Raw genomic sequence first — 26,370 nt, 5'->3', positions numbered from 1 at the left:
TTGAACCTGTAGCATTGCCGGATGGCGATGCTACGCATCTTATCCGGCCTACAAATTGCGCTGTCCCGTAGGCCGGATAAGCGAAGCGCCATCCGGCAATACATCCCCCGCCACGCTTCGCTCCCTGCACCGACACGCACTACACTTAACTGGCTACTCTTACCTGAGGTAACGATTATGCCGTTAAGTCCCTATCTCGCCTTTTCCGGCAACTGCGCCGATGCCATTGCCTACTATCAGCAGGCGCTGGGTGCGGAACTGCGCTACAAAATCACCTTCGGCGAAATGCCGCCCTCATCGATGGATGACGAAGGCGGTTGCCCCTCCGGCCTGAAGTTCCCCGACAGCGCCATTGCCCACGCCAACGTCCACATTGCAGGCAGCGATATCATGATGAGCGACGGCGTCTCACCCGACGACGCCCACTACGCGGGTTTCACGCTGGTGCTCGACACTCAGGACGTTAAAGAAGGTAAACGCTGGTTCGATAATCTCGCCGCCAACGGCAAGGTGGAAATGCCGTGGCAAGAGACCTTCTGGGCACACGGGTTTGGCCGTGTAATCGACCGGTACGGCGTACCGTGGATGATTAACGTGGTCAAACAACAAGAGCCGACGCTCTGACAACGCGGGAGGCCACGGCCTCCCGTACTGTCATCAAATCCCTGTCAATTATTCATCATCGAGTCATCCCGTCTTAACCCAAATGTCACATGAGTTCGCCACGATGGGGCCACCTTTTTTGAGGGTCCCAATATGCAAACCATTATTCGCGTTGAAAAGCTCAACAAGACGTTCAATCAGCATCAGGTACTGCACGCTATTGATTTGAACGTCCACGCCGGTGAGATGGTGGCTCTGCTTGGCCCGTCCGGTTCTGGCAAATCCACCCTTTTACGTCACCTTAGCGGCCTCATCGTCGGCGATAAAACGCCGGAGTGTCGTATCGAACTGCTGGGCAATACCGTACAGCAGGCGGGCCGTCTGGCGCGCGACATCCGCAAGAGCCGTGCTCAAACCGGCTACATCTTCCAGCAGTTCAACCTCGTTAACCGCCTGAGCGTACTGGAGAACGTGCTGATTGGCGCGCTCGGCAGCACGCCCTTCTGGCGTACCTGCTTTAGCTGGTTCACCCGCGAGCAGAAACAGCGCGCCCTACAGGCATTAACCCGCGTCGGCATGGCGCACATGGCTCATCAGCGCGTGTCGACGTTATCTGGCGGACAGCAGCAGCGCGTGGCCATTGCTCGGGCCTTGATGCAGCAGGCAAAAGTCATTCTCGCCGATGAACCTATCGCCTCGTTGGATCCTGAATCGGCGCGCATCGTTATGGACACGCTGCGCGACATTAACCAGACCGACGGCATCACCGTGGTGGTGACGCTGCATCAGGTCGACTATGCGCTGCGCTACTGCGAACGCATCGTCGCGCTGCGCCAGGGACAGGTGTTCTACGACGGCAGCAGCCAGCAGTTTGATAACGATCGTTTTGACCATCTCTACCGCAGCATAATTCGCGTCGAACAGAACGCGCAGGCTGCTTAACGTCCCCACAATGAGGAATGGAAATGAGTTATAAAGCCGTTGCCGCGCTGGCCTTTACCAGCATGTTTAGCCTCAGCACCCTGCTCAGCCCCGTATACGCGGAAGAACAGGAAAAAGCGCTGAACTTCGGCATTATTTCGACGGAATCACAGCAGAACTTAAAGCCACAGTGGGAACCGTTCCTGAAGGACATGGAAAAGTCGCTGGGCGTGAAAGTGAACGCTTTTTTCGCCCCGGACTATGCGGGAATTATTCAGGGCATGCGCTTCAATAAAGTCGACATCGCCTGGTACGGCAACCTCTCCGCCATGGAAGCGGTGGATCGCGCCAACGGTCAGGTGTTCGCCCAGACCGTCGCCGCCGACGGCGCACCGGGCTACTGGAGCGTGCTGATCGTCAACAAAGACAGCCCGATCAACAACCTCAACGAGCTGCTCGCCAAACGCAAAGAGCTGACCTTCGGCAACGGTGACCCGAACTCCACCTCCGGTTTCCTCGTCCCGGGCTACTACGTCTTCGCCAAAAACAACGCTTCCGCCAGCGACTTCAAGCGCACGGTTAACGCCAGCCATGAAACCAACGCCCTGGCCGTCGCCAACAAGCAGGTGGATGTCGCCACCAACAACACCGAAAACCTCGACAAGCTGAAGGTCTCCGCGCCGGACAAGCTGAAACAGCTGAAGGTTATCTGGAAATCGCCGCTGATCCCCGGTGACCCGATTGTGTGGCGTAAAAACCTGTCTGAATCCACCAAGGACAAGGTGTACAGCTTCTTTATGAACTACGGCAAAACACCGGAAGAGAAAGCGGTGCTGGAACGTCTGGGCTGGGCGCCGTTCCGCGCTTCCAGCGATCTCCAGCTGCTGCCGATTCGCCAGTTGACCCTGTTTAAAGAGATGCAAACCGTGAAGAGCAACGACACGCTGAACGCCACAGATAAAGCCACGAAGACCGCCGAGATTCAGGCGCGGCTGAACGACCTTGACCGTACCACGGCGGCGATTGGCGCGATGACGTCGGTGACCAAAGCGGTGCAGTAACCCTGGTGCCCGGTGGCGCTTCGCTTACCGGGCCTACGATGGTAGGCCGGATAAGGCGCTTGCGCCGCCATCCGGCAATAACACACGCACGGAGCCCAACCATGCAACACACCATCACCGTTCCCCCGCCCAAGCGCAGCTGGTTCTCGCTGATTAGCTGGGCCATCCTGCTGGCGGTGCTCGTCGTCTCCTGGAAAGGGGCGGAAATGAACCCGGTCACCCTGTTCACCGACGCGGGCAACATGGCGACCTTCGCCGCCGACTTCTTCCCGCCGGACTTTAGCCAGTGGCAGGACTATCTCAGCGAGATGGCCGTGACCCTGCAAATCGCCGTCTGGGGCACCGCGCTGGCGGTGGTGCTCTCCATCCCCTGCGGCCTGATGAGCGCCGAAAACCTGGTCCCGTGGTGGGTCTACCAGCCGATGCGTCGCCTGATGGACGCCTGTCGCGCGATCAACGAAATGGTCTTCGCCATGCTGTTCGTCGTTGCCGTCGGCCTGGGCCCGTTTGCCGGGGTGCTGGCGCTGTTTATTCACACCACTGGCGTGCTCTCCAAGCTGCTTTCCGAAGCGGTAGAAGCCATTGAACCCGGGCCGGTTGAAGGCATTCGCGCCACGGGCGCCAACAAAATCGAAGAGATCCTCTACGGCGTGCTGCCGCAGGTAATGCCGCTTCTCATCTCCTACTCGCTCTACCGCTTCGAGTCCAACGTCCGTTCCGCCACGGTGGTCGGGATGGTGGGCGCAGGCGGCATTGGCGTAACGCTGTGGGAGGCTATTCGCGGTTTCCAGTTCCAGCAAACCTGTGCGCTGATGATTCTTATCATCGTCACCGTCAGCCTGCTGGATTTCCTTTCCCAGCGTTTGCGTAAGCACTTCATCTGATTAGCGAGGTCTTGTTGACTATGCACCTGTCTACACATCCGACCAGTTATCCAACGCGTTATCAAGAGATTGCCGCTCGCCTGGAGCAAGAGCTGCGCCAGAACTACCGCTGCGGCGACTACCTGCCCGCCGAGCACCAGCTGGCGGCGCGTTTTGAAGTAAACCGTCACACCCTGCGTCGCGCCATCGACCAGCTGGTCGAGAAAGGCTGGGTTCAGCGCCGCCAGGGAATTGGCGTGCTGGTGCTGATGCGCCCGTTCGACTACCCGCTGAACGCCCAGACGCGCTTTAGCCAGAACCTGCTCGACCAGGGCAGCCATCCCACCAGCGAGAAGCTGCTGTCGGTGCTGCGCCCGGCCTCCGGCCATATCGCCGAAGCGCTGGGAATTCGCGAGGGCGACAACGTCATCCATCTGCGCACCCTGCGTCGGGTCAACGGCGTGGCGCTGTGCCTTATCGACCACTACTTTGCCGACCTTCAACTTTGGCCCCAGTTGCAAAGCTTTAGCAGCGGCTCGCTGCACGACTTTCTGCGCGAGCAAACCGGCATTGTGCTCAAACGTAGCCAGACCCGCATCAGCGCACGTCGGGCGCAGGCCAAAGAGAGCCAGCGCTTAGAAATTCCCAACATGGCGCCCCTGCTGTGCGTGCGCACCCTGAACCACCGTGAAGGCGATGACCAGGTGATGGAGTACTCCGTCAGCCTGACCCGCGCCGACATGATCGAATTTATTATGGAGCACTGAATGCACCTCGATACCGCAACCCGTCAGCGCTGGATGTCGGTGCTGTCCCACAGCGACCCCGCCAATATTGCGGAAAAAATGGTCGCGCTGAACATTATCGCCGACTACAAGACGATTCGCGCCCCGGAAACCGGCCTGGTCCAGCTTCAGGGCCGCATGGGCGGCACCGGCGAACGCTTCTTTGCCGGTGACGCCACGCTAACCCGCGCTGCCGTGCGCTTGAGCAACGGAACCGTGGGCTACAGCTGGGTGCTGGGGCGCGATAAAGCCCACGCCGAGCGCTGCGCGCTGATTGATGCGCTGATGCAGCAGCCCATCCATTTTCAAACCTTACTAGAAACCCTGATTACCCCGCTGGAAGCCGACCGTACCGCGCGCATTGCCGCACGCCAGGCTGAAATTAACGCCAGCCGGGTCGACTTCTTTACGCTGGTTCGCGGAGATAACGCATGACCCTGGAAACCGCTTTTACCCTTCCCGTGCAGGATGCCCAGCACAGCTTTCGTCGCCTGTTAAAAGCCATGAGCGAACCGGGGGTGATCGTCGCGCTGCATCAGCTCAAGCACGGCTGGCAGCCGCTGAACGTCGCCACCACCAGCGTGCTGCTGACCCTGGCCGACAACGACACGCCGGTGTGGCTGTCCAACACGCTGCATAACGATATCGTCAGCCAGAGCCTGCGTTTTCATACCAATGCGCCGCTGGTTGAGCAGCCGCAGCAGGCAACCTTCGCCGTCTCAAGCGACACCATCAGCAGCGAGCAGTTAAACGTCCTGTGCGAAGGCAGCGCGGTAGCGCCGGAAACCAGCGCCACGCTGATTGTGCAGGTCCCAAGTCTCAGCGGCGGGCGCATGCTGCGCCTGACCGGTGCGGGCATCGCCGAAGAACGGATGATCGCCCCGCAGCTGCCGAACTGCATTCTGCATGAACTGACCGAACGCCCGCACCCGTTCCCGCTCGGCGTAGATCTGATCCTCACCTGCGGCGAGCGTCTGCTGGCCATTCCGCGCACCACTCACGTCGAGGTTTGCTGATATGTACGTTGCCGTCAAAGGGGGCGAGAAGGCGATAGCCGCCGCCCATGCGCTACAAGAACATCGACGCCGGGGTGATACCGCGTTGCCGGAACTCAGCGTCGCTCAGATTGAACAGCAGCTTAACCTGGCGGTGGACCGGGTGATGACCGAAGGCGGCATCGCCGACCGCGAGCTCGCGGCGCTGGCGCTAAAGCAGGCGAGCGGCGATAACGTTGAAGCGATTTTCCTGCTGCGCGCCTACCGCACCACGCTGGCGAAACTGGCGGTGAGCGAGCCCCTGGAGACGAGTCATATGCGCCTGGAACGCCGTATTTCCGCCGTCTACAAAGACGTACCGGGCGGCCAGCTGCTCGGCCCCACCTACGACTACACCCACCGTCTGCTGGATTTTACCCTGCTGGCAAACGGCGAAGCCCCGTCCCTGCAAACCGATGATGGCGAGCCGACGCCCGCGCCGCACGTCTTTAGCCTGCTGGCAAGCCAGGGACTGGCAAAGACGGAAGAGGACAGCGGCGCGACGCCGGACGATATCACCCGCACGCCGCCGGTCTACCCCTGCTCGCGCTCCTCACGTCTCCAGCAGCTCATGCGCGGCGACGAAGGCTATTTGCTGGCGCTGGCCTACTCCACCCAGCGCGGCTACGGGCGCAACCACCCGTTTGCTGGTGAGATTCGCAGCGGCTATATCGACGTTTCAATCGTGCCTGAAGAGCTGGGTTTTGCGGTAAATGTCGGTGAACTGTTGATGACGGAATGCGAAATGGTCAACGGCTTCGTCGACCTGGCTGACGAGCCGCCGCACTTCACCCGCGGCTACGGGCTGGTCTTCGGCATGAGCGAGCGCAAGGCGATGGCGATGGCGCTGGTCGACCGCGCGTTGCAGGCCCCGGAGTATGACGAGCACGCCGTCGGCCCGGCGCAGGACGAAGAGTTTGTCCTCGCCCACGCCGATAACGTCGAAGCCGCCGGTTTCGTCTCGCACCTCAAACTCCCCCACTACGTCGATTTCCAGGCCGAACTGGAACTGTTGAAACGCCTGCAACGGGAGCAGAAAAATGGCTAATCTCAGCGGCTACAACTTTGCCTACCTCGATGAACAGACCAAGCGCATGATCCGTCGCGCCATCCTCAAAGCGGTGGCGATCCCCGGCTATCAGGTGCCGTTCGGCGGCCGCGAAATGCCGATGCCGTACGGCTGGGGCACCGGCGGGATCCAGCTTACCGCCAGCGTGATTGGCGAAGCGGACGTGCTGAAGGTGATTGACCAGGGTGCGGATGACACCACCAACGCCGTCTCCATCCGCCAGTTCTTCCAACGCGTGACCGGGGTGAACACCACCGAGCGCACCGAAGACGCCACCTTGATCCAGACGCGCCACCGGATCCCGGAGACGCTGCTGACTGAGGATCAGATCCTGATCTTCCAGGTGCCGATCCCCGAGCCGCTGCGCTTTATCGAACCGCGCGAAACGGAGACCCGCACCATGCACGCGCTGGAAGAGTACGGCGTGATGCAGGTGAAGCTGTATGAAGATATCGCCCGCTTCGGCCATATCGCCACCACCTACGCCTACCCGGTAAAGGTCAACGGTCGCTACGTGATGGACCCGTCGCCGATCCCAAAATTCGATAACCCGAAGATGGACATGATGCCCGCGCTACAGCTGTTCGGCGCCGGGCGCGAGAAGCGCATCTACGCCGTGCCGCCGTTTACCCGCGTGGAAAGCCTCGATTTTGACGACCATCCGTTCACCATCCAGAGCTGGGACGAACCGTGCGCCATCTGCGGATCGCAGCACAGCTATCTTGATGAAGTGGTGCTGGATGACAGCGGCAAGCGGATGTTTGTCTGCTCCGATACCGATTTCTGCCGCCAACAGAGCGAGGCAAAAAACGCATGATGCAACCATTACTCTCCGTTGACCGTCTGACCCATCTCTACGCGCCGGGCAAGGGGTTCTGCAACGTCTCCTTTGATTTATGGCCGGGTGAAGTGCTGGGCATCGTCGGCGAATCCGGCTCCGGTAAAACCACGCTGCTGAAATCCATTTCGGCGCGCCTGACGCCGCAGGAAGGGGAAATTCGCTATCGGGACCGTTCGCTGTACGCGATGACCGAGGCCGACCGCCGCCGTCTGCTGCGCACCGAATGGGGCGTGGTGCATCAACATCCGATGGACGGCCTGCGTCGTCAGGTGTCGGCGGGCGGCAATATCGGCGAACGACTGATGGCCACCGGCGCGCGCCATTACGGCGATATCCGCGCTACCGCCCAGCGCTGGCTGGAGGAAGTGGAGATCCCTGCGTCGCGTATCGACGACCTGCCAACCACGTTTTCCGGCGGGATGCAGCAGCGTCTGCAGATTGCCCGCAACCTCGTCACCCACCCAAAGCTGGTGTTTATGGATGAGCCCACCGGCGGGCTGGACGTGTCGGTGCAGGCACGCCTGCTCGACCTGCTGCGCGGCCTGGTGGTGGAGCTGAACCTGGCGGTGGTGATTGTCACCCATGATTTGGGCGTCGCGAGGCTGCTCGCCGACCGCCTGCTGGTGATGAAACAGGGTCAGGTGGTGGAAAGTGGGCTGACCGATCGGGTGCTCGACGATCCGCATCATCCGTATACCCAGCTGTTGGTGTCGTCGGTGTTGCAGAATTAATTATCGAGCAGCGAATTGCCGGATGGCGGCTGCGCCTTATCCGGCCTACGGTTCGGCATCGCTTGTAGGCCTGATAAGCGAAGCGCCATCAGGCAATCGAACGCACAAATGCTTAAAGAGGCAAAAATGAACGCGATCCGCGTCGAAAACGTCAGTAAAACCTTTGTTCTGCACCAGCAAAACGGCGTTCAGCTTCCGGTGCTGCGCAACGCCTCACTCACCGTCAACGCCGGCGAGTGCGTGGTGCTGCACGGCCACTCCGGCAGCGGTAAATCCACCCTGCTGCGCTCGCTCTACGCCAACTATCTGCCGGATGAAGGCCATATTCATATTAAACACGGCGACGAATGGGTCGACCTGGTGAGCGCTCCGGCGCGCAAGGTGGTGGAAGTGCGCAAAACCACCGTCGGCTGGGTCAGCCAGTTTCTGCGCGTTATCCCGCGAATTTCCACGCTGGAAGTGGTGATGCAACCGCTGCTCAATACTGGCGTGCCGCGCGAAACCTGTGCCGCCAAAGCCGCCCAGTTGCTAAGCCGCCTGAACGTACCAGAGCGTCTGTGGCACCTCGCGCCGTCGACCTTCTCCGGCGGCGAGCAGCAGCGCGTCAACATCGCCCGCGGTTTTATCGTCGACTACCCGATTCTGCTGCTCGACGAACCTACCGCCTCGCTGGACGCCAAAAATAGCGCCGCGGTGGTGAGCCTTATCGAAGAAGCCAAATCGCGCGGTGCGGCCATCGTCGGTATTTTCCATGACGAAACCGTCCGCAATCAGGTCGCTGACCGCCTCCACCCAATGGGTACACCTGCATGATTATCAATAACGTAAAACTGGTGCTTGAGAATGATGTGGTCCACGGTTCGCTGGAGGTACATGACGGGGAAATCCGCGCCTTCGCCGAAACCCAGAGCCGCCTGCCGGAAGCCTTCGACGGTGAAGGCGGCTGGCTGCTGCCGGGGCTAATTGAGCTGCATACCGATAATCTGGATAAATTCTTCACCCCACGCCCGAAGGTAGACTGGCCCGCCCATTCCGCCATGAGCAGCCATGACGCGCTGATGGTCGCCAGCGGCATCACCACCGTGCTGGACGCGGTAGCCATTGGCGATGTGCGCGACGGCGGTGACCGTCTGGAGAACCTCGAGAAGATGATTAACGCGGTGGAAGAGACGCAGAAACGCGGTCTCAACCGTGCCGAGCATCGTCTGCATCTGCGCTGCGAACTGCCGCACCACACCACGCTGCCGCTGTTTGAAAAACTGGTCGGTCGCGAGCCGGTGACGCTGGTGTCGTTAATGGACCACTCTCCCGGCCAGCGCCAGTTCGCCAATCGTGAGAAGTACCGGGAATACTATCAAGGTAAGTACTCACTGACTGACCAGGAGATGCGTCAGTACGAAGAAGAACAGCTGCAGCTTGCCGCACGCTGGTCGCAGCCTAACCGCACCGCCATTGCCGGCATGTGCCGTGACCGCAACATCGCGCTGGCCAGCCATGACGATGCGACTCATGAACACGTGGTGGAATCGCATCAGCTAGGCAGCGTTATCGCCGAATTCCCCACCACCTTTGAAGCCGCCGAGTCATCACGCCGCCACGGCCTGAACGTGCTGATGGGCGCGCCAAATATCGTTCGCGGCGGTTCGCACTCCGGCAATGTCGCAGCCAGCCAACTCGCGCAACGGGGCCTGCTGGATATTCTCTCCTCCGATTACTACCCGGCGAGCTTGCTGGACGCCGCCTTCCGCGTTGCCGATGACCAGCAAAATGCCTTTACCCTGTCGCAGGCCATCAATCTGGTGACAAAAAACCCGGCGCGCGCGCTTAACCTGCAAGACCGCGGGGTGATTGGCGAAGGTAAACGCGCCGATCTGGTGTTGGCGCACCGCAAAGGCGAGCACATCCATATCGACCACGTCTGGCGTCAGGGTAAAAGGGTATTCTGATGAAAGGAAAACTGATCTGGTTAATGGGGCCCTCCGGCTCCGGCAAAGACAGCCTGCTGGAAGTGCTTCGTCAGCAGGAACATGCGCAGCTGTTGGTTGCCCATCGCTACATAACCCGTCCGGCCAACGCCGGCTGCGAAAACCACATCGCATTGAGTGAGCAGGAATTTTTTACCCGTGCCGGACACAACCTGCTGGCCCTGAGCTGGCATGCTAACGGCCTGTATTACGGCGTGGGCGTAGAGATCGACCTGTGGCTGCACGCCGGGTTCGATGTCATCGTCAACGGCTCGCGCGCGCATCTGGCGCAGGCCAAAGCGCGCTACGGCAACGCCCTGCTGCCAGTGTGCTTGCAGGTTTCGCCGCCGATTCTGCGCGAACGTCTTCAGGCCCGTGGGCGCGAGAACGGTATGGAGATTGCCGCCCGGCTGGAGCGTGCCGCCCGCTATGCGCCAGAAAACTGCTATATGCTCAATAATGATGGAAGTTTGCTACAGTCAGTGGATATTTTACTGACCCTGATGGGACGCAAGGAGAAGGACCATGCCTGTCTGTGAGCTGCGCCATGCGACGTTCGAGGATATTGATGACGTTTACGCGCTGATGTGCGAACTAAAGCAAGCCGAATTCGACAAAGACGCCTTTTACACCGGCTTCGCCGCCAATCTTCAGGACCCGCATCTGCACTATCAACTGGCTTTGCAGGGCAGCGAGGTGGTCGGCATCATCAGCCTGCATTTGCAGTTTCATCTGCATCACGCCAACTGGATTGGCGAGATTCAGGAGCTGGTCGTCATGCCATGCGCGCGTGGTTCAGGCGTCGGCAGCCAACTGTTGAGCTGGGCCGAAGAGACCGCACGTGAGGCGGGCGCGGAGATGACCGAGCTGTCCACCAGTACCCGACGACTCGACGCCCATCGTTTTTACCAGCGCGAAGGCTACGCGCCGAGCCACATTCGATTCACCAAAGCGCTATGAGGATGCCGTATGAGTTTAACTCTCACCCTCAGCGGTACCGGCGGCGCGCAGGGCGTGCCGGCCTGGGGCTGCCATTGCCCCGCCTGCGTGCGCGCCCACCGCGCGCCGCAGTATCGCCGTAAAGCATGCAGCGGCGTTGTCCGCTTTAACGACGCGGTCACGCTGATTGATGCGGGATTGCACGACCTTACCGAGCGTTGGCCCGCGGGATCCTTCCAGCAGTTTTTACTCACCCACTATCATATGGACCACGTTCAGGGCTTGTTTCCGCTGCGCTGGGGCGTAGGCGAAACGGTGCCAGTGTATGGCCCGCCGGACGAACAGGGCTGCGACGATCTCTTCAAACATCCTGGCCTGCTGGATTTCAGCCATACCGTGGAGCCGTTTGTGGTATTTGACTTGCAGGGATTGCAGATTACGCCGGTCCCGCTGGAACACTCAAAACTCACCTTTGGCTATCTGCTGGAGACGCCGCACAGCCGTGTCGCCTGGCTGTCAGATAGCGCCGGGCTGCCTGATAAAACGCTCACTTTCTTAAGCAATAATCAGCCGCAGGTGATGGTGATTGATTGCAGCCATGCCCCCCGCGAACAGACACCACGTAACCACAGCGATTTAGCCACCATCGTGGCGCTCAACGAACAAATCCGCTGCCCGCGCGTGGTGCTGACCCATATTAGTCACCAGTTTGATGAGTGGATGATGACCCATCTGCTGCCGCCCGGTTTTGAAGCGGGCTACGACGGCATGGAAATTCGCCTCGCCTAGCGGTCATAATCGTCATCAAGACGCCGCTCATCGTCCGACAGCTGGCGTCGCTCCTGATCGAGCTGGCGTTGGCGGTCATCCAACTGACGCCGACGATCGTCCAGCTGGCGGCGGCGATCGTTATACTGCTGGCTGCTTTGGGAACCGCCGCGGCGATCGTCCCAGACGCGATCGTCGTCGTCGCGATCCTGGCTGGAACGATCGCTGCCTGGGTTATAGGCATCGTTGATCGCCTGCTGAATATTACCAATGGCATCATCAATGATATCAGCATGCGCCAGCTGGCTGGCCAGCGACAGCATGATAAAAATAGCGGCGGTGAGTGAACGTTTCATAGGGCCAGTCTCGTAGGGATGCTGGCTGTAGATTAGGTAAACTTCGTACCAGGGTGTAGCGGAGGAATCTCAATTCCTCCTTCGCCTGAACATTCCTGAATATAGCTGTAAGCTATTACCTCACAAAAAAATATATCTATAAATTATTTACTCCAGGCTTTCGCACAAATACCTCATGAAAATAACGACGACCATCACAACGATTTTATAAATAAACGACAAAACACAATTAATATAACCTACCTTAAATAAAAACAGATTACAGCGCGAATCCATTCACGATATTAATGAAAAGGGAAAGTCACATGAATCATTCAAGATTATTTCGGCTTAGCAGAATATTTATTGCCCTTGCTGCCGCCACCGGTCTGATGCTAAATAGCGCCTCCGCAGCTGAGTCGCCAAAAGAGGCGAGCAGCTATACCCAACAGGTTAATCAGAAATATACTGAATCATTGCCTTTTAACGATCGCCAGGATTTTGAAGATGCGCAGCGTGGTTTTATCGCGCCGCTATTAAACCAGGGCGAATTAAAAGATGCGCAGGGCAAGATAACCTATCGCGCTGAAGATTATAAATTTGACCTCAATGCGCCAGCCCCCTCAACCGTCAACCCGAGCTTCTGGCGACAATCGCAGCTCAATGGTATTTCCGGCCTGTTTAAAGTCACCGATCGTATGTACCAGGTTCGCAGTCAGGACATTTCAAACATTACGTTTATCGAAGGGGATACGGGCGTCATCGTTATCGACCCGCTGGTGACGGCTGGGGCCGCAAAAGCCAGCCTGGACCTCTACTATCAGCATCGTCCTCAGAAGCCAATTGTGGCGATTATCTATACGCATAGCCACACCGACCACTATGGCGGTGTAAAAGGGCTGGTTTCAGAGGAAGAGGTTAAGTCCGGCAAGGTGCAAATCTTTGCGCCAAACGGTTTTATGGAGGAGGCTATCAGCGAGAACGTGCTGGCGGGCACTATCATGAGCCGCCGGGCGCTCTACTCTTACGGCCTGCTGCTACCGCATAATCCGCAGGGCAATATTGGCAATGGCCTTGGCGTCACGCTAACCACCGGCTACCCGACCATTATCGCGCCGACCCAGTTGATTACCCAAACGGGCGAAAAAAGAGTCATTGATGGCCTGGAATTTGACTTCCTGATGGCGCCGGGCAGCGAAGCTCCTGCGGAAATGCATTTCTACATCCCAGCGTTGAAAGCGCTCTGCACGGCGGAAAATGCCACCCATACGCTGCATAACTTCTATACCCTGCGCGGCGCCAAAACCCGCGATACCAGCAAGTGGGCATCCTACCTGAATGAAACGCTGGATCGCTGGGGCAGCCAGGCCGAAGTGTTGTTTATGCCACACACCTGGCCCGTTTGGGGCAATCAGCATATTAATGATTATATTGGCAAATATCGCGACACCATCAAGTATATACATGACCAAACGCTGCATCTGGCAAACCAGGGCTACACCCTGAACGAAGTGGGCGACATGATTAAATTACCGCCGTCGCTTGCTCACAACTGGGCCAGCCGCGGTTACTACGGCTCCGTGAGCCATAACGCCCGCGCGGTCTACAACTACTATCTCGGCTATTACGATGGTAATCCGGCCAACCTCCATCCTTATGGCCAGGTGGAGATGGGCCAGCGCTATGTCAAAGCACTGGGCGGATCCGCGCATGCTATCAATCTTGCCCGTGATGCCTTTAACCAGGGCGACTATCGCTGGGCAGCCGAACTGCTCAAACAGGTGATAGCCGCCGACCCGAATGACCAGGTCGCGAAGAATTTGCAGGCGGACACCTTCGAACAACTGGGCTATCAGGCTGAATCCGCCACCTGGCGTGGCTTCTATCTCACCGGGGCAAAAGAACTGCGTGAGGGTGTGCGTAAATTCAGCCACGGCACCACCAACTCCCCCGACACCATTAAGGGAATGACGGTTGAAATGCTGTTCGACTATATGGCGGTGCGTCTCGATAGCCGTAAAGCCGCGGGCAAAAATATCAGCCTGAACTTCAATCTGGACAATAACGACGACCTGAACCTGACGCTAAATAACAGCGTTCTCAACTACCGCCAGACGCTACAGCCGAAGGCGGACGCCTCGTTTTACATGAGTCGTACCGATTTACACCGCATACTGACTGGCCAGGCGAAAATGGCTGACCTGATTAAAGCGAAACAGGTGAAAGTCATCGGCAACGCCACGAAGCTGAATGACATTCTCGAATGCCTGGATCAGTTCGAGCTGTGGGTTAACATCGTGACGCCAAATTAATAATGGTGATACCCGGAGACGGATATCGCCTTCGGGTGAATTAAATTCACCAAAAAGATGAACCAATAATTAAGAATAACATAGCAAAATAAGTTATGGATGCGGTAATGAAATAAATCCATTTTTCTCTGAGGGAAAATTGCTCATACTGACACCTTTATTCCCCTCACATTCACCCGGATATTGTTCGCAATAAACAGGATGTTTTTATTATGCAAATCACTCAATCCAGAATGGTGATACCGTTAAAAAAAATCGGCTGTTTCACGCTGGTGACATTACTCTCGGGATGCTCGTTATCCCCCTCTATTCCCGTTATTGGCGCCTATTATCCCAGCTGGTTTTTCTGCGTTATCGTCGGCGTTATCCTGACGCTCATAACGCGACGTATTATCATGCGGAGATATCATACCCCGCCGCTGGCAGGCATTATTTATACCGCCCTTTTTGCTCTCTATACCATGCTGTTCTGGCTGGTATTTTTCTAACTCACATTGAGATGCGCTCATGGAAAGCACGCAGAAAAACACGTCTCGCCGCAAATTACCGGCGCTGGTTTTAGTTCTACTCACTCTCATCGTTTTGATTTTTGTCATCTGGCGAATAGATAGCAAGCCGACAACCGACGATGCCTACGTGTCCGCCGACACCATCGACGTCGTTCCCGAAGTCAGCGGCCGTATCGTGGAACTGGCAGTCACCGATAACCAGCAGGTCAAACAGGGCGATCTGCTGTTCCGCATCGATCCTCGCCCTTATGAAGCCAGCCTGGCCAAGGCGGAAGCCTCACTGGCGGCGCTGGATAAACAAATCATGTTGACCCAGCGTAGCGTCGACGCGCAGAAATTTGCCGCCGGTTCCGTTGAAGCTACCGTGGCCAAAGCGCGTGCGGCGGCGAAACAGGCCAGCGATACGCTTAAGCGCACTGAACCGCTGCTGGCGCAAGGTTTGTCTCCGCCGAAGACGTTGACCGCGCCAGAACGGCGCAGCGCGCGAGCGAAGCCGATCTCAACGCCGTACTACTCCAGGCACAGCAGGCCGCCAGCGCGGTCAGCGGCGTCGATGCGCTGGTTGCGCAGCGCGTTGCCGTCGAAGCCGATATTGCGCTAACCAAACTGCATCTTGAAATGGCGACGGTGCGCGCGCCGTTTGATGGCCGCGTGGTGTCGCTGAAAACGTCTATCGGCCAGTTCGCCTCCGCGATGAAACCCATTTTCACCCTCATCGACACCCGTCACTGGTACGTGATTGCCAACTTCCGCGAAACCGATCTGAAAAATATCCACACTGGCACGCCTGCAACGCTGCTCCTGATGAGCGACAGCGGCAAAACCTTCAGCGGTAAGGTCGACTCCATCGGCTACGGCGTACTGCCGGATGACGGCGGCATCGTCATCGGCGGTCTGCCGCGCGTCTCTCGCTCCATCAATTGGGTACGCGTGGCCCAGCGCTTTCCGGTCAAAATCATGGTCGATAAACCGGACGCGGGGCTGTTCCGCATCGGCGCATCGGCGGTTGCCAGCCTTGAGCCGCAATAATCATGAATATATTCCATTATCTGCCTCTGCCGCTGGTCAGGCTGCTGGCGTTTTTCCATGAAGAACTCAGCGAGCGGCGGCCAGGACGGCTGCCGCAGACGCTCCAGCTGTGGACAGGCTGTCTGCTGGTCGTGCTGATCTCAATGACCTTCCAGATCCCGTTTCTGGCGATCTCGCTGGCGGTCCTGTTTTACGGCGTGCAGTCCAACGCATTTTACACCAAATTTGTGGCGATCCTGTTCGTCGCGGCCACGGTTATGGAAATCGCCAGCCTGTTTTTGATCTACAAATGGGCCTACAGCTATCCACTCATACGCCTGGTCGTCGCCAGCCTGGTGGTGCTTGGCTGCATGTTTATGATGCGCACCTACAAGCTCGGGCTGCTGTTCTTCGCCGTCGCTATTATCGCCGTGTACGGTCAAACCTTTCCCGGCATGCTCGATTATCCAGAAATCGTCGTGCGTCTGACGCTGTGGTGCATTGTCGTGGGCCTCTACCCTACGCTGCTGATGGTGCTACTGGGGGTGCTGTGGTTCCCCGACCGCGCGGGAACGCAGATGCAGGAGGCGCTGTGCGCAAGGCTTGATGATGCACTCGCCCACCTGACGACATCGTCCGCGCCGTTGGCGGAAAAATACGTTGAACGGGAAGCGCTGGCACTGCAAAAACTCAACGTATTCTGCCTGGCCGATGATGCCGACTGGAAGGCACGCAGCGCCTGGTGGCAAAACTGCGTTGCCACAGTCACTTATCTGTACAGCACGCTTAACCGTTATTCCCCCCGCGCTCAGCCCCCCGCGCTGATACAAAAGCTACGCGGTGAAATGACGTCGCTACGGCATTCAATCGCGCAGGGTGAGCCATGGCAAAGCGCGCTGGAACTGAGCGCAGATGAACGTGCCGTTGCCCGGAAATCCGGCCTGGAAACGCTCTTCAAGCAGCTGCGTCAACTGGGAACAATGGACCCCGATACGCCGCCACCGCCTGTCACCAAACAGCCGTCGATGGTACCGGACGCCTTCAGCAATCCGGCCTATCTTCGCTACGCGCTGAAAACGCTGCTGGCCTGCATGATCTGTTACGTCTTTTATTCCGGCGTTGACTGGGAAGGCATTCACACCTGCATGCTGACCTGCATTATTGTCGCCAACCCCAGCATCGGCTCATCGTGGCAGAAAATGGCGCTGCGTTTTGGCGGCGCGGTATGCGGCGCTGTGCTGGCGCTGCTGGTGACAATTTGCGTGATCCCGTGGCTGGATAATATTGCCGAACTGCTGTGCGTGCTGGCCCCCATCCTGCTGCTTGCCGCGTGGATCGCTACCGGATCGGAGCGATCGTCCTATATCGGCACGCAGATGATCGTCACCTTTGCGCTCGCCACCCTCGAGAATGCCTTTGGCCCGGTTTACGATCTGGTCGAGATCCGCGATCGTGCGGTCGGCATTCTGGTCGGCACCGCCGTCTCGGCGGTGATCTACACCTTTATCTGGCCGGAAAGCGAAGCTGGCGTCCTGCCACAAAAGCTGGCGGCAGCGCTCAGTAGCCTTGGCAAGCTGCTGCGCATTCCTCAGAACGATCCGGCGATGCAGCGGACCTGGCTCCAGCTGCGCATCGGTTGTCACGCCGCGTTTAACGCCTGTGAAGAGATGTGCGATCGCGTGGCGCTCGAACGGCAGCTAAATGATGAAGAACGTGCTCTGCTGCTGGCGCGCAGCAAGGCCGTTATTCGCCAGGGGCGAGAGATCCTCTACGCCAACAACAACATGCCAACCCCAGAACCGGATCTCGCCGCAGCGGTGGAGCAGTATGCCGCAGGAATCGCGACCGCAAGCAGCCACCCGCCCACGGCAAGCCTCGACGCATTATCAACATTATCGGAACCGGCGCAGCGCGCGATGCAGCAAATCGCCCGGTTACCTGACTGGACTGGCTCGGCTATCGCTGTTGCCGGGGAACAGGCGCAAGGAGCCACACCACAATGACTCGTCACCTTTCTCGCTTACTACTTTGCGGCCTGCTTACCGGCGCCACGGCGCTCTCCGGCTGCGCGTTAATCCGTAAAGACTCAGCGCCGCACGCGCAGCTTCGGCCAGAGCAAATCAAGCTGGCCGATGATATCCATCTGGCGAGCCAGGGCTGGCCACAGGCGCAGTGGTGGCGGCAGTTTAACGACCCCCAGCTGACGGCGCTGATTGATAAGACGCTCGCCGGTTCACATACGCTGGCCGAGGCCAAACTGCGCGAAGACAAAGCGCGGGCGCAGGCCGACCTGCTGGAGGCCGGTTCGCAGTTGCAAATGGCGGCCTTAGGCATGATTAACCGCCAGCGCGCCTCCGCCAACGGTTTCCTCGGCCCCTACGCGCTGGACGCACCGAGACTTGGGATGGATGGCCCGTACTACACGGAAGCCACCGTCGGCTTAGTTGCCGGGTTTGATCCCGATCTGTGGGGCGCGCATCGCTCCGCCGTATCGGCGGCCATCGGCGCGCAGAACGCCAGCCTCGCGGAAACCGCGGCGGTAGAACTGTCGCTCTCTGTCGCCGTCGCGCAGCTGTATTACAGCATTCAGGCCAGCTATCAAATGCTCGACCTGCTCGAGCAGACCCGCAGCGTGATTGACTACGCGGTACAGGCGCATCAGAGCAAAGTTGCGCAGGGTCTCGAAGCCAAAGTACCGTACCACGGCGCGCGGGCGCAGATCCTGGCGGTGGAGAAGCAGATTGCTGCCACCAAAGGGCAAATCAAAGAAACTCGCGAATCGCTGCGCGCGCTGATGGGCGCAGGTGCCGACGGGTTACCTGAGATTAAGCCCGTCGCGCTGCCGCAGGTGCAAGCGGGCGTTCCCGCTACGCTCTCCTACTCTCTGCTCGCCCGTCGTCCGGACCTTCAGGCCATGCGCTGGTACGTGCAGGCGTCGCTCGATCAGGTCGATGCCGCGCGGGCGCTGTTCTACCCGAGCTTTGATATCAAAATGTTCTTTGGCCTCGACGCCATTCATATTGACGATCTGTTCAAGGGCACCAGTCGGCAAATTAACTTTATCCCCGGCCTGCGCCTGCCGCTGTTCGACGGCGGTCGCCTGAACGCCAACCTGCAAAACACGCGCGCCAACAGCAACATGCTGATTGAGCGCTACAACCAGTCGGTGCTGAACGCGGTGCGCGACGTGGCGATCGGCGGTACGCGCCTGCAAACGCTGAGCGATGAACGGCAGATGCAAGCCGATCGCGTCGAGGCGATGCGCTATAGCCAAAGCGCCGCCGAAGCCGCTTTTAACCGGGGTCTTGGCAGCCGGTTACAGGCGACCGAAGCGCGCCTGCCGGTGCTTGCCGAGCAGATGTCGCTGCTGATGCTCGACACCCAGCGGGTGATTCAAAGCCTACAGCTGATCAAAACGCTGGGCGGCGGCTATCAGGCCGCTCCCGGTAAGTAGGCCTGATAAGCGCAGCGCCATCAGGCAGATCGGCGCACATTGCCGGATGGCGGCGTTGCCTTATCCGGCCTACAAAAATGTAGCCCGGACGAGGCGCGCCAGCGCCGACTCCGGGAGTGGCTCGCCTCCCCCCAGAAATGTCACCTCAATTTTCCCTTCGACACGTCAAATATGACGACAGCCTGTTTTTCGTCAGGGTTTTGACCAAAAATCACCCGTAATATCAGGGAATGCCCACAATAAAAAAGTGGCATAAAAGATGCATGCTGAGGGCGACAGCGCGTATGCGCGATTTGATTAACTGGAGCGAGACCGATGAAAAAAGTCGTCACGGTTTGCCCGTATTGCGCATCAGGTTGCAAAATCAACCTGGTGGTCGATAACGGAAAAATCGTCCGGGCGGAGGCGGCTCAGGGGAAAACCAACCAGGGTACCCTGTGTCTGAAAGGCTATTACGGCTGGGATTTTATTAACGATACCCAGATCCTGACGCCACGTCTGAAAACCCCAATGATCCGTCGCCAGCGTGGCGGCAAGCTGGAATCCGTCTCCTGGGACGAAGCGCTGAATTACGTGGCCGATCGCCTGAGCGCGATCAAAGCGAAATACGGCCCGGATGCCATTCAGACTACCGGTTCCTCACGCGGGACGGGTAACGAAACTAACTACGTCATGCAAAAATTCGCGCGCGCCGTTATTGGTACCAATAACGTCGACTGCTGCGCTCGCGTCTGACACGGCCCTTCGGTTGCAGGTCTGCACCAATCGGTCGGTAACGGCGCAATGAGTAACGGCATCAACGAAATTGATGACACTGACTTAGTCTTTATCTTCGGGTACAACCCGGCTGATTCCCACCCTATCGTGGCGAATCACGTGATTAACGCCAAACGTAACGGGGCGAAAATCATCGTCTGCGATCCGCGCAAAATTGAAACCGCGCGCATTGCCGACATGCATATCGCGTTGAAAAACGGCTCGAATATCGCGCTGCTCAACGCCATGGGTCATGTCATTATTGAAGAAAACCTGTACGACCAGGCGTTTGTCGCCAGCCGTACCGAAGGGTTTGAAGAGTACCGCAAGATTGTCGAAGGCTACACGCCAGAGTCTGTCGAAGACATTACCGGCGTCAGCGCGCAGGAAATTCGTCAGTGCGCGCGCATGTATGCCAGTGCGAAAAGCGCGGCCATCCTGTGGGGCATGGGCGTAACCCAGTTCTATCAGGGCGTGGAAACCGTACGTTCACTGACCAGCCTCGCGATGCTGACCGGCAACCTCGGTAAGCCTAGCGTGGGCGTTAACCCGGTTCGCGGCCAGAACAACGTTCAGGGCGCCTGCGACATGGGCGCGCTGCCGGATACCTATCCGGGCTATCAGTACGTAAAAGATCCGGCTAACCGCGAGAAATTCGCCAAAGCCTGGGGCGTCGACAGCCTGCCAGCACATACCGGCTATCGCATCAGCGAACTGCCGCACCGTGCGGCGCATGGCGAAGTACGCGCGGCGTACATCATGGGTGAAGACCCGTTACAGACCGATGCTGAACTCTCTGCGGTACGCAAAGGGTTCGAAGATCTGGAACTGGTTATCGTCCAGGATATCTTTATGACCAAAACCGCGGCGGCGGCGGATGTGATTTTACCGTCTACGTCATGGGGCGAACATGAAGGTGTCTTTACCGCGGCGGACCGTGGCTTCCAACGCTTCTTTAAAGCAGTAGAACCGAAGTGGGACCTGAAAACGGACTGGCAGATCATCAGTGAAATCGCCACCCGTATGGGTTATCCGATGCACTACAACAACACCCAGGAAATCTGGGACGAGTTGCGTCATCTGTGCCCGGACTTCTACGGCGCCACCTACGAGAAAATGGGCGAACTGGGCTTTATCCAGTGGCCGTGCCGCGATACCTCCGATGCCGACCAGGGCACGACCTATCTCTTCAAAGAGAAGTTCGACACCCCGAACGGCCTGGCGCAGTTCTTCACCTGCGACTGGGTAGCGCCAATCGACAAACTCACCGACGAGTACCCGATGGTGCTCTCTACGGTGCGTGAAGTCGGCCACTACTCTTGCCGTTCGATGACCGGCAACTGTGCGGCGCTGGCGGCGCTGGCGGATGAACCGGGCTATGCCCAGATCAACACCGCCGATGCGGCGCGTTTAGGCATCGAAGATGAAGCGCTGGTGTGGGTGAACTCCCGCAAAGGCCGCATCATCACCCGCGCGGCGGTCAGCGATCGTCCGAACAAAGGCGCGATTTACATGACCTACCAGTGGTGGATTGGGGCCTGTAATGAGCTGGTAACCGAGAACTTAAGCCCGATTACCAAAACGCCTGAGTATAAGTACTGCGCCGTGAACGTTGAGCCGATTGCCGACCAGCGTGCCGCCGAGCAGTATGTGATTGATGAGTACAATAAGCTGAAGGCCCGCCTGCGCGAAAGCGCAATGGGCTAAGCGGACTCGTTTCAACGCCCCCATTCGGGGGCGTTTTTTTATCCTGCCAATCTCTTTATACTGCCCACTTCCTCGACTACCTACATAATAAGATGAAACGACTTTTAGCATTGTTGTGGCTGGCCGCAATATCGGTCCACGCAGAAGAGCCGGGCAGCCAGTATCAGCAGGCGGCCGAGGCCGGAGATGCGCGTGCGCAGTACTATCTGGCCGATACCTGGTTTAGCTCAGGCGACCTAAGTAAAGCCGAATTCTGGGCGCAGAAATCCGCTGACGGCGGCGACGCCGATGCCTTCGCGCTACTGGCGCAGATCAAAATGACTAATCCCGTGAGTCTCGACTATCCCGAAGCCAAAGCGCTGGCGGAGAAAGCCGTCAAAGCGGGCAGCCGTGCCGGTGACGTTATCCTGGCGCGCATTCTTATCAATAGCCAGGCGGGGCAAACCGACTACCCGCGGGCGATAACCCTGCTCCAGCAGGCATCGATGAACGCCGAGAGCGATTTCGCGGTTGACGCGCAAATGCTGTTGGGGTTGATTTACGCCAACGGTGTCGGCGTGAAAGAAGACGATGAGAAGGCGACGGACTACTTCAAAAACAGCTCAGCGCTCTCGCGCACTGGCTACTCAGAATACTGGGCCGGAATGATGTTCCTGGGCGGCGAGAAGGGCTTTATTACGCCGAACAAGCAGAAGGCGCTACAGTGGCTGAATCTGAGCTGTACGGAAGGGTTCGATACCGGGTGTGAAGAGTTTGATAAGCTGAGTGCGGAGTAACGACATTGCATCGACCGGTCCCCTCGCCCCTTTGGGGAGAGGGTTAGGGTGAGGGGCATGTCGATTCGGCGTTAAACCCTCACCCCAGCCCTCTCCCTTAAAAAGGGAGAGGGGGCACATCGTGCCCACCAAAACGTTCATCAACTTCCATCCCAAAAACAATAACGCCGGGCAAGCCCGGCGTTATCTTTTTCTCTATTTACTGGTCAGCGGTTTTATCAAACTTGCCCAACATCTCGCGCTCATACGCCAGCGCTTTCTTGCGGTCAAATTTGTGTTCCCACTTGGCTATCACCAGCACCGCCAGCGCGTTACCCACCACGTTCAGCGCCGTACGCGCCATATCGAGGATACGGTCCACACCGGCGATAAACGCCAGACCTTCCAGCGGAATCCCAACGCTCCCCAGCGTCGCCAGCAGCACCACGAAGGAGACGCCCGGTACGCCTGCGATCCCTTTCGAGGTCACCATCAGCGTCAGCACCAGTACGATTTCCTGCCAGATGGACAGGTCGATACCGTACAGCTGGGCAATAAAGATCGCCGCGATGCTCTGGTACAGCGTGGAACCGTCGAGGTTAAAGGAGTAGCCGGTCGGCACCACGAAGCTGGTGATCGACGCCGGAGCGCCGTAGGCTTCCATCTTCTCGATAATACGCGGCAGCACGCTCTCAGAGCTGGCGGTGGAGTACGCCAGAATCAGCTCGTCTTTGAGGATGCGAATCAGGATCCAGATGCTCAGCCCGCAAATGCGCGCCACGATGCCCAGCACCACCAGCGCGAAGAACAGAATCGCGAAGTGAACCAGCAGCACCAGTTTGGCCAGCGGCCACAGCGAGGCAAAGCCAAAGTTGGCGACCGTCACGGCGATCAGCGCGAAAACGCCGACAGGGGCATAGCGCATCACCATGTGGGTGACTTTAAACATGGTTTCCGAGATAGAGCGGAATACCGTCACCAGCGGCTCACGGTGCGTCGCCGGCAGCGAGGAGAGCCCCAGGCCGAACAGCACCGAGAAGAAGATGATCGGCAGCATGTCGCCTTTCGCCATCGAGGCGATGATATTGGTCGGCACCAGCGACAGGATGGTTCCCATCAGGCCGTGCGCGTGGCTCTGCACCTCTGCGGTGGTACTCTGGTATTTCGAAATATCCACCGTGGCCAGCTGCGACATATCGATACCGGCACCCGGCTGGAACACGTTGGCCATGGTAATACCGATAATGATCGCAATCGTGGTGATCACTTCGAAATAGATGATGGTTTTGGCGCCAATTCGCCCCAACTGTTTTGCATCGCCAACACCGGCTATTCCGACAATCAGCGTCGAAATAACAATCGGCACAACAATCATTTTAATCAGATGGATGAAAATATCGCCAGCAGGGGACAGCAGATTCATAACCAGCCAGTCGCGGCTATCGCTATGATAATGCAGATAACTACCAAGAATAATACCCAGAATCAGGGCAATAAGAATTTGCCAGGCTAAGCTGACACGTGCTTTCTTCATAACGGCAAACTTCCTCAATGAAAAATACCATGCCATACAGGAATGGTATCCACTTGAAAGGGGGTGATTTGTGTTGCGTTTACTTTTAGAGGTTTTTAACGCGCAATATCAGTATCATCTGCATGGCGTCTCATGCAACCCTTTCAGTTCAGAGCTTTTCACCAGCCAAATCGATATTACCGCTAATTTCTACCAATAATTATTTATAAGTTTTTGTTATAAAAACAAAAAAATTTGCGACTTTTCTATAAATCCCCTTCCGTAATTATTTTTGTTCAAAGAATCAAATGAACGTTATTTGAACAATTCCAATAATGCGTGATCTGCCGCGCAAATAGTAAACAAAGCGCCATACACCTCTGTTATTAACTTTTATGAGACATATTATTAACATCTTACTAGGAGAAAAAAAGCATGAGCCAAATTCACAAACACCCTATTCCTGCAAATATTGCAGACCGCTGCCTGATTAACCCGGAGCAATACCAGACCAAATATCACCAGTCAGTCACCAACCCGGATGCGTTCTGGGGTGAAGAGGGCAAAATCCTCGACTGGATGCGGCCTTACACGAAAGTCAAAAACACCTCCTTTGCGCCTGGTAACGTCTCTATCAAGTGGTACGAAGACGGCACGCTGAACCTGGCGGCAAACTGCCTTGACCGCCATCTGGCGACACGTGGCGACCAGACCGCTATCATCTGGGAAGGCGACGATGCCACGCAAAGTAAACACATTACCTATCGCGAACTGCATCGCGACGTCTGCCGCTTCGCCAATACCCTGCTCTCGCTGGGCGTGAAAAAGGGCGACGTGGTGGCTATCTATATGCCGATGGTGCCGGAAGCGGCGGTGGCGATGCTGGCCTGCGCCCGTATTGGCGCGATCCACTCGGTGATCTTCGGCGGCTTCTCGCCGGAGGCTGTCGCCGGTCGTATCATCGACTCCAGCGCTTGCCTGGTTATCACTTCCGATGAAGGCGTTCGCGCTGGACGCAACGTGCCGCTGAAAAAGAACGTCGACGACGCGCTGAAAAACCCGAACGTTAAAACCATCAGAAATGTCGTGGTGCTGAAACGTACCGGCGGCAATATCGACTGGCACGAAGGCCGCGACCTGTGGTGGCACGACCTGCTGGAGAAAGCCAGCGACCAGCACCAGCCTGAAGAGATGAATGCGGAAGATCCGCTGTTTATCCTCTATACCTCCGGTTCCACCGGCAAGCCGAAGGGCGTCCTGCACACCACCGGTGGCTATCTGGTGTACGCCGCAACCACCTTTAAATATGTCTTCGACTACCATCAGGGCAACATCTACTGGTGCACCGCCGATGTGGGCTGGGTTACCGGCCACAGCTACCTGCTCTACGGGCCGCTGGCCTGCGGCGCAACCACGCTGATGTTCGAGGGCGTGCCGAACTGGCCAACGCCGGCGCGTATGTGCCAGGTGGTGGATAAGCATAAGGTCAACATTCTCTATACCGCACCGACGGCGATTCGCGCGCTGATGGCGGAAGGCGATAAAGCCACCGCGGGCACCGACCGCTCTTCCCTGCGCATTTTGGGTTCCGTCGGCGAGCCGATTAACCCGGAAGCCTGGGAGTGGTACTGGAAACAGATCGGCAACGAGAAGTGCCCGGTGATGGACACCTGGTGGCAGACCGAAACCGGCGGCTTCATGATTACCCCGCTGCCGGGCGCAACAGAGCTGAAGGCCGGTTCCGCCAGCCGTCCGTTCTTCGGCGTGCAGCCAGCGCTGGTGGATAACGAAGGTCATCCACAAGAAGGCGCCACCGAGGGCAACCTGGTGATCACCGACTCCTGGCCGGGCCAGGCGCGTACTCTGTTCGGTGACCACGAACGCTTTGAGCAGACCTACTTCTCCACCTTCAAAAACATGTACTTCAGCGGCGACGGCGCGCGTCGCGATGAAGACGGTTACTACTGGATCACCGGTCGTGTCGACGATGTACTGAACGTCTCCGGCCACCGTCTGGGTACCGCGGAAATCGAATCGGCGTTGGTATCACATCCGAAAATTGCCGAAGCGGCGGTGGTGGGAATTCCACACAGCATTAAAGGCCAGGCCATTTATGCCTACGTCACGCTGAACCACGGCGAAGAGCCAACGCCAGCGCTGTACACCGAAGTGCGTAACTGGGTGCGTAAAGAAATTGGCCCGCTGGCGACGCCGGACGTCCTGCACTGGACCGACTCGCTGCCGAAAACCCGTTCAGGCAAGATCATGCGCCGCATTCTGCGCAAGATTGCCGCTGGCGACACCAGCAACCTGGGCGATACCTCAACGCTCGCCGATCCGGGCGTGGTGGAAAAACTGCTGGAAGAGAAGCAGGCCATCACGATGCCGTCATAAGAGCAGGCTTTCCCCTCTCCTGTCACCGGGAGAGGGCCGGGGTGAGGG

The 26,370-nt window shown here is 57.9% G+C and carries 24 protein-coding genes and 1 pseudogene; 23 read left to right on the top strand and 2 right to left on the bottom strand.

Features of this window, described 5'->3' with window-relative positions:
- The first annotated feature begins 177 nt into the window (after positions 1-177).
- From yjdN to phnP, 15 genes are all read left to right on the top strand, one after another.
- Entirely contained in the window at positions 178-624 is a 447-nt protein-coding gene (gene yjdN, locus M989_RS15265; protein ID WP_064546750.1) for a VOC family metalloprotein YjdN, read from the top strand.
- A 132-nt stretch (positions 625-756) separates the two neighbouring features.
- Entirely contained in the window at positions 757-1,545 is a 789-nt protein-coding gene (phnC, locus tag M989_RS15260) for a phosphonate ABC transporter ATP-binding protein (RefSeq protein ID WP_064546749.1), read from the top strand.
- Positions 1,546-1,568: 23 nt separating this feature from the next.
- The gene (gene phnD, locus M989_RS15255) at positions 1,569-2,585 is read left to right on the top strand and encodes a phosphonate ABC transporter substrate-binding protein (RefSeq protein WP_064546747.1); all 1,017 of its coding nucleotides are present in this window, start codon (positions 1,569-1,571) and stop codon (positions 2,583-2,585) included.
- A 101-nt stretch (positions 2,586-2,686) separates the two neighbouring features.
- Positions 2,687-3,469: a phosphonate ABC transporter, permease protein PhnE gene (gene phnE / locus M989_RS15250; protein WP_064546745.1), complete on the top strand. Its 783-nt coding sequence runs from the start codon at positions 2,687-2,689 to the stop codon at positions 3,467-3,469.
- 20 nt (positions 3,470-3,489) lie between these two features.
- Entirely contained in the window at positions 3,490-4,215 is a 726-nt protein-coding gene (gene phnF / locus M989_RS15245) for a phosphonate metabolism transcriptional regulator PhnF (RefSeq protein WP_064546742.1), read from the top strand.
- Positions 4,216-4,668, top strand: coding sequence for a phosphonate C-P lyase system protein PhnG (gene phnG / locus M989_RS15240; protein ID WP_064546740.1), 453 nt, complete (start codon positions 4,216-4,218; stop codon positions 4,666-4,668).
- Complete coding sequence (phnH, locus tag M989_RS15235; protein ID WP_064546738.1) at positions 4,665-5,249, top strand: phosphonate C-P lyase system protein PhnH; 585 nt, start codon at positions 4,665-4,667, stop codon at positions 5,247-5,249. The genes phnG and phnH overlap by 4 nt, the downstream gene beginning before the upstream one ends.
- 1 nt (position 5,250) lies before the next feature.
- The gene (locus M989_RS15230) at positions 5,251-6,315 is read left to right on the top strand and encodes a carbon-phosphorus lyase complex subunit (RefSeq protein ID WP_064546737.1); all 1,065 of its coding nucleotides are present in this window, start codon (positions 5,251-5,253) and stop codon (positions 6,313-6,315) included.
- The gene (phnJ, locus tag M989_RS15225; protein ID WP_064546735.1) at positions 6,308-7,153 is read left to right on the top strand and encodes an alpha-D-ribose 1-methylphosphonate 5-phosphate C-P-lyase PhnJ; all 846 of its coding nucleotides are present in this window, start codon (positions 6,308-6,310) and stop codon (positions 7,151-7,153) included. Before M989_RS15230 ends, phnJ begins: the two co-directional genes overlap by 8 nt.
- Positions 7,150-7,908 (top strand): phosphonate C-P lyase system protein PhnK, encoded by a 759-nt coding sequence (gene phnK, locus M989_RS15220; protein WP_064546733.1) that lies wholly within the window; start codon positions 7,150-7,152, stop codon positions 7,906-7,908. Before phnJ ends, phnK begins: the two co-directional genes overlap by 4 nt.
- A 126-nt stretch (positions 7,909-8,034) precedes the next feature.
- Complete coding sequence (gene phnL, locus M989_RS15215) at positions 8,035-8,721, top strand: phosphonate C-P lyase system protein PhnL (protein ID WP_064546764.1); 687 nt, start codon at positions 8,035-8,037, stop codon at positions 8,719-8,721.
- A complete protein-coding gene (gene phnM, locus M989_RS15210) occupies positions 8,718-9,854 on the top strand; it encodes an alpha-D-ribose 1-methylphosphonate 5-triphosphate diphosphatase (RefSeq protein ID WP_064546731.1) in 1,137 nt (378 codons plus the stop codon). The genes phnL and phnM overlap by 4 nt, the downstream gene beginning before the upstream one ends.
- Positions 9,854-10,411, top strand: coding sequence for a ribose 1,5-bisphosphokinase (phnN, locus tag M989_RS15205; protein WP_064546729.1), 558 nt, complete (start codon positions 9,854-9,856; stop codon positions 10,409-10,411). The genes phnM and phnN overlap by 1 nt, the downstream gene beginning before the upstream one ends.
- Positions 10,398-10,832, top strand: a complete 435-nt coding sequence (gene phnO / locus M989_RS15200; RefSeq protein WP_064546727.1) for an aminoalkylphosphonate N-acetyltransferase — start codon at positions 10,398-10,400, stop codon at positions 10,830-10,832. The genes phnN and phnO overlap by 14 nt, the downstream gene beginning before the upstream one ends.
- Positions 10,833-10,841: 9 nt before the next feature.
- Positions 10,842-11,600 (top strand): phosphonate metabolism protein PhnP, encoded by a 759-nt coding sequence (phnP, locus tag M989_RS15195; RefSeq protein ID WP_064546726.1) that lies wholly within the window; start codon positions 10,842-10,844, stop codon positions 11,598-11,600.
- Here phnP and yjdP read toward each other — a convergent pair.
- Complete coding sequence (gene yjdP, locus M989_RS15190) at positions 11,597-11,935, bottom strand: DDRRRQL repeat protein YjdP (protein WP_064546724.1); 339 nt, start codon at positions 11,933-11,935, stop codon at positions 11,597-11,599. The genes phnP and yjdP overlap by 4 nt on opposite strands.
- Positions 11,936-12,240: 305 nt before the next feature.
- On the opposite strand from yjdP, the gene M989_RS15185 reads away from it, so the two are divergent.
- From M989_RS15185 to M989_RS15150, 7 genes and pseudogenes are all read left to right on the top strand, one after another.
- Positions 12,241-14,226 (top strand): alkyl/aryl-sulfatase, encoded by a 1,986-nt coding sequence (locus M989_RS15185; protein ID WP_064546722.1) that lies wholly within the window; start codon positions 12,241-12,243, stop codon positions 14,224-14,226.
- A 212-nt stretch (positions 14,227-14,438) separates the two neighbouring features.
- Complete coding sequence (locus M989_RS15180; RefSeq protein WP_064546720.1) at positions 14,439-14,714, top strand: YtcA family lipoprotein; 276 nt, start codon at positions 14,439-14,441, stop codon at positions 14,712-14,714.
- Between the two features lie 19 nt (positions 14,715-14,733).
- Positions 14,734-15,764: pseudogene (gene mdtN, locus M989_RS15175) on the top strand (multidrug transporter subunit MdtN).
- Between the two features lie 2 nt (positions 15,765-15,766).
- A complete protein-coding gene (gene mdtO / locus M989_RS15170; protein ID WP_064546718.1) occupies positions 15,767-17,746 on the top strand; it encodes a multidrug efflux transporter permease subunit MdtO in 1,980 nt (659 codons plus the stop codon).
- Positions 17,743-19,197, top strand: coding sequence for an MdtP family multidrug efflux transporter outer membrane subunit (locus M989_RS15165; protein ID WP_064546715.1), 1,455 nt, complete (start codon positions 17,743-17,745; stop codon positions 19,195-19,197). The genes mdtO and M989_RS15165 overlap by 4 nt, the downstream gene beginning before the upstream one ends.
- Before the next feature lie 315 nt (positions 19,198-19,512).
- The gene (gene fdhF, locus M989_RS15155) at positions 19,513-21,660 is read left to right on the top strand and encodes a formate dehydrogenase subunit alpha (protein ID WP_083965170.1); all 2,148 of its coding nucleotides are present in this window, start codon (positions 19,513-19,515) and stop codon (positions 21,658-21,660) included.
- A gap of 92 nt (positions 21,661-21,752) precedes the next feature.
- Positions 21,753-22,436, top strand: coding sequence for a tetratricopeptide repeat protein (locus M989_RS15150; protein WP_064546711.1), 684 nt, complete (start codon positions 21,753-21,755; stop codon positions 22,434-22,436).
- 199 nt (positions 22,437-22,635) lie between these two features.
- Here M989_RS15150 and gltP read toward each other — a convergent pair whose 3' ends face one another.
- On the bottom strand, positions 22,636-23,949 hold the full coding sequence (gltP, locus tag M989_RS15145; RefSeq protein WP_064546709.1) for a glutamate/aspartate:proton symporter GltP: 1,314 nt from the start codon (positions 23,947-23,949) through the stop codon (positions 22,636-22,638).
- Between the two features lie 414 nt (positions 23,950-24,363).
- Between gltP and acs the strand changes: the two genes are divergently transcribed.
- Positions 24,364-26,322: an acetate--CoA ligase gene (acs, locus tag M989_RS15140; protein ID WP_064546707.1), complete on the top strand. Its 1,959-nt coding sequence runs from the start codon at positions 24,364-24,366 to the stop codon at positions 26,320-26,322.
- The last annotated feature ends 48 nt before the right edge of the window (positions 26,323-26,370 follow it).

Origin of the sequence: Kluyvera georgiana ATCC 51603 (genome assembly GCF_001654985.1) — a bacterium.
Classification (GTDB): domain Bacteria; phylum Pseudomonadota; class Gammaproteobacteria; order Enterobacterales; family Enterobacteriaceae; genus Kluyvera; species Kluyvera georgiana.
This window is presented reverse-complemented; position numbering and strand designations above follow the sequence as displayed.